The organism is Candidatus Desulfolinea nitratireducens, from assembly GCF_982879505.1.
Genome location: NZ_CEYOSI010000090.1, coordinates 1 through 6,706, shown reverse-complemented (window position 1 = coordinate 6,706; position 6,706 = coordinate 1). Strand labels below are relative to the sequence as shown.

Here is a 6,706-nt window from a genome sequence, read left to right as displayed (position 1 = left end):
TTTCGGGGTACGCCAACCGGAATCGATATCCGCAAAGTAGTTGAACTAGGGATAACGCCTCGCATCAATACAGGAATCGCACACAAAGATGCAGGTGTTGGGCAGGTTGGCGCAGGTTTGGTTAGGCCGCCTCTTGCAATTTTTGAGCAGGCAATAATAGCTTATGCTGAAAAATATAATTTATAAGGAGTAAACACATGACTAAAATTTATGATCTATCTCAGGACCTCAATCAGGATTGTTCATTCTGGCCTTTCTATCCACCCTTTGAGGTGAAATATATTAAACGGAAATCGGAACAGGGTGTGAATGCGCAATATATTCAGACCTCGAATCATATGGGCACGCACCTTGATGCGCCCAGGCACTTTGTGACAAATGGCAAGACAATTGACCAGATCCCGATCGAGTGGTGTTATGGCCCCGGCGTGATCGTTGACCTTAGCGATATGCTCGACGACCTGGATGTCTTTACCCCGGAAGATATCGAACAACGAGTCGAGGTACGTGATGGTGATATTCTCTTCATTCACACAGGCTGGAGCGATTACTCATTTTTCAGCCCAAATGGTGACGAGGAACGATACATCCAACGCCACCCGGGCCCGCATCACAGTATCTGTGATTGGCTGCTGGAAAAGAAGATCCACATCTGGGGTGTGGATATGATCTCAACCGATCATCCCATGAACCTGCCCATTGGTCGTTTTCTTGGCAAAGGCGGATTGGAACACTGGAAAAAAGTACGCAACAAGGTGGAAGAGAAGTTTGGTGCGGATAAGGTTGATGAAATGTTCCCGGAAGAGGCGTATCAATTAACCCACAATGCACTTTTCCCGCATGATTGCATCCACGTTGAAAATCTTGGCGGCGACATTGGCTTGAAGGAATTACATAACAAGCGCATTACCCTGGGCGTTTTCCCATGGAAATTTAAAGGCGGAGAAGCAGCCTTTTGTCGGGCAGTTGCCTGGGCATAATTGTTTATCTAGCCACATGACAGTTTGTTCAAAAGAGCGTTCGTTGGTTGCCTGCACTTGTGGTGCGGCACAGGTGAGTAGGCGATGCTTTTCGCTGTATCGCCCGTCCTGGCGCACCGGGCCAGGGAAACCAACAAACGGGCAGAAATAAACCCAATTTTGTGGTTTCGATACGCTCTTCGCTTCGCTCTGAGCTACTCAACCACCTTCAAAAAAAAATGTCATGTCGCTAATTGTATATTTGTCATTGCTGCGGGCGTCGATTTTCCGCCCGAAGCAATGACGGGAATTGAGGTTTTTTATGGCAACGCGATATTTTGGTAAACGCATTAAACGTAACGAAGACCCCCGCCTTTTGACAGGGCAGGCACTATTTGTGGATGATGTAAATTTGCCCAAAATGCTCCACGCAGCCTTTCTGCGCAGTCCATATGCGCATGCGAAAATCAAGGATATTGACGTTTCGCAAGCACTGCTCCGTGAAGGTGTGGTTGCTGCGTATACTGCCTCTGACCTCGGGGATTACTGGAAGCCCGGTCCTTTGCTTGTACCGCCTCCACCTATCAAAGACATTATTTTCAATGAGCGGACACAGGTACCGTTGGCGAAGGATAAGGTCCGTTTTGCTGGAGAACCGATCGTGATGGTTTTGGCAGAGAGCCGCTATATCGCGGAGGATGCACTGGTCGATATCCAGGTGGATTATGAACCCTTGGATGTTGTAACGGATATTGAAAAAGCCTTGGAGCCAGATAGCCCATTTGTGCATGCAGAGCTCGAGTCAAATATTCAAGCTCATGTTATTCAGACAAAAGGTGATTATGAGGCCTCGAAAAAAGAGGCTGCTCTCATTATTGAACGAACCTTCAAATATGACCATGGTTGTGCGGCGGCAATGGAAAACCGCGGCATCGTCGCAGAGTGGGATCCTCGAGCGGGACGATTAACCGTCTGGGACACCACGCAGGCGCCTGTTGTGATCCGAAATGGGTTAGCTGGAATGCTTGGGCTTTCTGAACGAAATGTGCGCGTAATCGCACCATTCATTGGGGGAGGCTTTGGCCCAAAGATCATGATGTTTTATCAGGAGGAAGTGCTTGTGCCCTGGGTGGCGATGAAATTGAATCGCCCTGTCAAATGGATCGAAGACCGGGCAGAAAATTTTGTGGCCACCACTCACGAGCGTGGACAAGTGCATGATGTGGAAGCCGCTTTCGATGAGGAAGGTCGCATTCTGGGTGTTCATGATACATTTTTACATGACGCCGGCGCCTATGCTCCCTATGGATTGACGGTTCCTCTCAATAGCCAGTGTACATTGCTTGGTCCCTATGCTATTCAAAATTATTACAGCGAATTCACGGCTGTTTTCACCAATAAAACGATTGTCACCCCCTATCGCGGCGCGGGGCGTCAGCATGGTGTTTTTGTTATAGAACGATTGCTTGATCTTGCTGCGAAAAAGTTGAATATTGACCGCACAGAAATACGCCGTCGCAATTTTATTCCACCGGATGCGTTCCCGTACAACAATGAGATTATCTTTCAGGACTTTGCCCCACTTGTCTATGATAGCGGGAATTACGAACCTTTGCTGGATTCTGCTCTCGAAAAAATTGATTATCACAAATTCGTCAGCGAAATTCAACCAAAATTAAGAGCGGAGGGAAGACATGTGGGTATCGGATTAGTGGCCTATGTTGAAGGAACCGGTATCGGACCCTACGAAGGTGCCAAAGTTCAGGTGATGAGCAGCGGGCGCGTCTCGGTCGTTACGGGTATTGGCACGCAAGGTCAGGGACATTTCACGAGTTTTGCGCAGATCGTTGCCGATCAACTTCAAGTCAGTATTGACAAGATCGACGTTGTGACAGGAGACACGGACCAGTTCTACTGGGGCGCGGGAACCTTTGCAAGTCGGGGTGCGGTCGTTGCAGGAAATGCCATTCACGAGGCTGCAAAGGTTGTGCGGGCGAAAATCCTGAAAGTGGCCTCTGAACATTTTGAAGCGCCAGAGGAGGAGCTTGAGATAAAAGATGGCATGGTGTGCGTACAGGATATTCCGCGCATGTCCATTTCCCTGGGCGATTTGGCTAATAAAGCCAACCCTTTACGTGGTGCGGTCAAACCCGGGACTGAGCCTGGTCTCGAGGCAACCAACTATTTCGGTCCGGAAAGTGGTGCAACAGCAAGCGGTATCCATGCCATGATCGTGGAAGTCGATCCAGATACGTTCCAAATTGATATCCAAAAATATGTCGTTATCCATGATTGTGGAGAGGTCATCAATCCGCTCATCCTCGACGGACAAATTCATGGAGGTGTGGCGCAGGGGATTGGGAATGCTTTTTATGAACGGCTTGCATACGATGATTATGGCCAGTTACTCAACGGTACCTTTATGGACTATCATCTTCCCACCAGCCTGGATGTGCCCCATATCATAAGCGGACATGGGGTCACCCCATCACCGCTAAACGAGTTGGGCGTGAAGGGCGCGGGCGAGGCGGGTGCGATCCCTGTCGGCCCGTTGTTTGCACAGGCCCTCGAAGACGCCCTTTATGAGGTGGACTTTGAGATTTTGGAAATCCCGCTTAATTCGCATCGCCTGTGGGAATTGACCCGCGCTAAAACCTAACAGGCCGTATGATACTGATTACAGGTGCAGGCGGCAAAACAGGCCGATCGCTGATCAAGACGCTCTCAAATGCCGAGAGTGTCTGTGCATTGGTTCGTCATGATGAGCAAGTTTCAACGGTAAAGTCTTTAGGCGCTGAAAAAACTGTCATCGGTGATATGCGCGATGCGTCCGTAATTCGTTCTGCCATGACAGGTACGCGAGCGGTTTATCATATCTGCCCAAATATGCATCCCGAGGAAATTCTGATCGGCAGGCTACTCATTGATGAAGCCCGAAAAGCGGGTGTTGAGCATCTTGTGTATCATTCTGTCTACCATCCACAAACGGAAAAGATGGGTCATCATTGGGCTAAACTACGCGTGGAGGAATTGATATTTGAATCCGGATTGCCCTTCACCATCCTCCAACCGGCCCCCTACATGCAAAATTTGTTGGCAGAATGGAAGAATATAAATGAGACCGGCGTTTTGCGGATCCCGTATTCAGCGGAGGCAGAACTCAGTTTTGTCCACCTTGAAGACCTTGCGGAAGCCGCTAAAATCGTGTTGACTGAAGGAGGGCATACCTATTCAATTTATGAAATAGCAGGCACACCGCCCTTATCTCATAACGCTGTTGCTGAAATATTTACCGAAAAGCTGAATCGCGATGTACGGGCTGAGAAGGAAGATGTAAAAACCTGGAGGGTTCGCAACCAGGGTTTGGGCGAATACGCAATGGAAACCCTGATCAAGATGTTTGCTTATTACGATCAATGGGGATTACCGGGAAATCCCAGGATTCTGAGTTGGCTTCTGGATCGAGAGCCGGTCTCCTTGGACCGTTTTATTGAAAATCTAATCACCTGACAGTTTGCTAAAAAGAAATGTTCGTTGGTTGAGTAGCCGATGCTTTTCGGCATATCGCCCGTCCTGGCGCTCCGGGCCAGGGAAACCAACTAGCGAGTAAAAGTAACCAAATTCTGTGGTTTCGATACGCTCTTCGCTCCGTTTACTACGCTCAGATCTACTCAACCAACTTAAAAAAAGAATGTGCCAAGTAGCAATTAGTCTGTCAAGCATGAAATGACGGAAACGATTTACCTAATTGTAGTAAATAGATTACAGTTCCTGAGCGGAAGACGACTGTTTTTGAGCCTGTAGTCGAAGGACGATATCACAAAAACCGCTCTTCACCCAAGCGGGTACAGGCGACTACGCTCCGCGCCGCTCAGAGACTGGATGCATTATTTATCAAAATAAACTTGACAATGAAATAGTTGAAAATCTTATTAATGAATCTCATGCCATCCATTAAGCGCACTTCTAGCCCATCTGAAAAAAATTTAAATATTGGCCCACTACAGGTTCGGACGCGCTTGATGGAATTATTAATTTATTTCTGCAATGGACAGAAAAATATTCCTTACCTGCTGAGGGTTCCCTATGTCTTTCCTAAACGCTTTCACTGAAAATGTTCACAAATATCCCGATAAAGTTGCTTTGGAATTTATTGAGCCTCCGCTTCAAAGTTTTACCTATGCGGAACTGGATCAGTTAATCCAGCGCACTATGCTCTATTTACAAGGACTGGGGGTCGAACCTGGCGACCGAGTCGCCTTGCAATTATCGAAAAGCCTGGAATTTATCCTCCTTCATCTGGCGACCGTGCGGCTGGGAGCCATTACCCTTCCCCTTAATTTGGCATATCCACCCGAAGAATTAAAATATTTTCTGAGCGATTCCGGCGCAAAATTATTCTTTGCACTCGAATCATCCAAAGAAAATACAAAAAACATACTTTCAGAGTTACCCGATTTGCAGGATTGTATCTTTCTGAATCCATCCGAACCTGAACAATTTATTTCTCTAATCCCCGAAAGCCTAAACCCAACTCCCGATTCTCAACTCCCTGAGATCGATTTTCAGGATACAGCCATCATTATCTATACCAGCGGTACAACCGGGAGGCCTAAAGGTGCGGAAATTACGCATGGAAACATTCAATCCAATCTGGAAGCGCTCCATACCGCCTGGGGATGGAGACCCGATGATGTACTTTTGCATATTCTGCCCATTTTTCATGTGCACGGGTTATTTGTTGCCCTCCATGGCGCCTTGCACGCTGGTGCAACAACCCTGATGATGCGCGCGTTCAATGACCGAAAGACCCTGCAAAATCTGGTTGAAAGAAAATGTACCGTATTGATGGCTGTCCCCACTATTCACCGACGTTTGATCTCCATACCCAACCCGAAAGATTTTGATCTCTCACATGTCCGCTTGATCACTTCCGGCTCAGATCGCCTGCCAGATGAAGTCTTTACGGGATTTCAGGAAATATTTGGTCACACTTTACTTGAACGGTATGGGATGACCGAAACCGGGATGAACTGTTCAAACCCCTTGCATGGTGAAAGGCGGATCGGGTCTGTTGGACTTCCCCTCCCGGGCGTGGAAGTACGAATCGTTGATTCAGAAACCGAAACACCCTTACCCGATGGTGAGATTGGGGACCTACAGTTGCGAGGCCCAAACGTTTTCAATAGTTATTGGCGACAACCGCAGAAAACCGCCGAGTCCTTCACCGCAGATGGATGGTTCCGAACCGGAGATTTAGGGTACAGGGAACCCGATGGCTATATCACCTTATGTGGCCGCTCCAAGGATTTGATCATCAGCGGCGGCCTGAATATCTACCCGCCAGAAGTGGAGCGTGTTCTGGTTGAACATTCTGCCGTTGAAACTTGTGCGGTCATCGGCTGTCCTGACGATGAGTGGGGAGAAAATGTTACCGCTGTTGTAATTTTGAAGGAAGGCAAATCAGTCTCAGAAGGCGAGCTGATCGCTTTCTGCAGAGAACGTCTTGCTTCGTTTAAATCCCCCAAATCCATTATCTTCCACGATGCTTTGCCGAGAAACGCGATGGGCAAGGTCCAAAAGGTGGCTTTGAGAAATAAGCTGTGCAAATAATCATTTAAAGTGTAATTATCTGTTCTTTTGGAAGATAATAATAATTTGATCATCATCAAATCCACCCTGTCGGTGGATTTGCCTTTTTATGTACAAATTGTTTGAAACTCGTACAATGTCACGTCTTTGCGAAC

General features: G+C 47.7%; 5 protein-coding genes and 1 pseudogene. All 6 read left to right on the top strand.

Annotated features, from left to right (window positions below; translation table 11 throughout):
- A pseudogene (locus tag AC3DOM_RS09500) lies at positions 1-186 on the top strand (DUF1116 domain-containing protein); the annotation flags it as partial.
- 11 nt (positions 187-197) lie between these two features.
- Complete coding sequence (locus AC3DOM_RS09495) at positions 198-980, top strand: cyclase family protein (protein ID WP_487918805.1); 783 nt, start codon at positions 198-200, stop codon at positions 978-980.
- A gap of 84 nt (positions 981-1,064) precedes the next feature.
- The gene (locus AC3DOM_RS09490) at positions 1,065-1,304 is read left to right on the top strand and encodes a hypothetical protein (protein WP_487918804.1); all 240 of its coding nucleotides are present in this window, start codon (positions 1,065-1,067) and stop codon (positions 1,302-1,304) included.
- Entirely contained in the window at positions 1,282-3,618 is a 2,337-nt protein-coding gene (locus AC3DOM_RS09485; protein WP_487918803.1) for a molybdopterin cofactor-binding domain-containing protein, read from the top strand. The genes AC3DOM_RS09490 and AC3DOM_RS09485 overlap by 23 nt, the downstream gene beginning before the upstream one ends.
- An 8-nt stretch (positions 3,619-3,626) precedes the next feature.
- Positions 3,627-4,469, top strand: coding sequence for an SDR family oxidoreductase (locus AC3DOM_RS09480; protein ID WP_487918802.1), 843 nt, complete (start codon positions 3,627-3,629; stop codon positions 4,467-4,469).
- 576 nt (positions 4,470-5,045) lie between these two features.
- On the top strand, positions 5,046-6,572 hold the full coding sequence (locus tag AC3DOM_RS09475) for a class I adenylate-forming enzyme family protein (protein WP_487918801.1): 1,527 nt from the start codon (positions 5,046-5,048) through the stop codon (positions 6,570-6,572).
- Positions 6,573-6,706 lie beyond the last annotated feature (134 nt).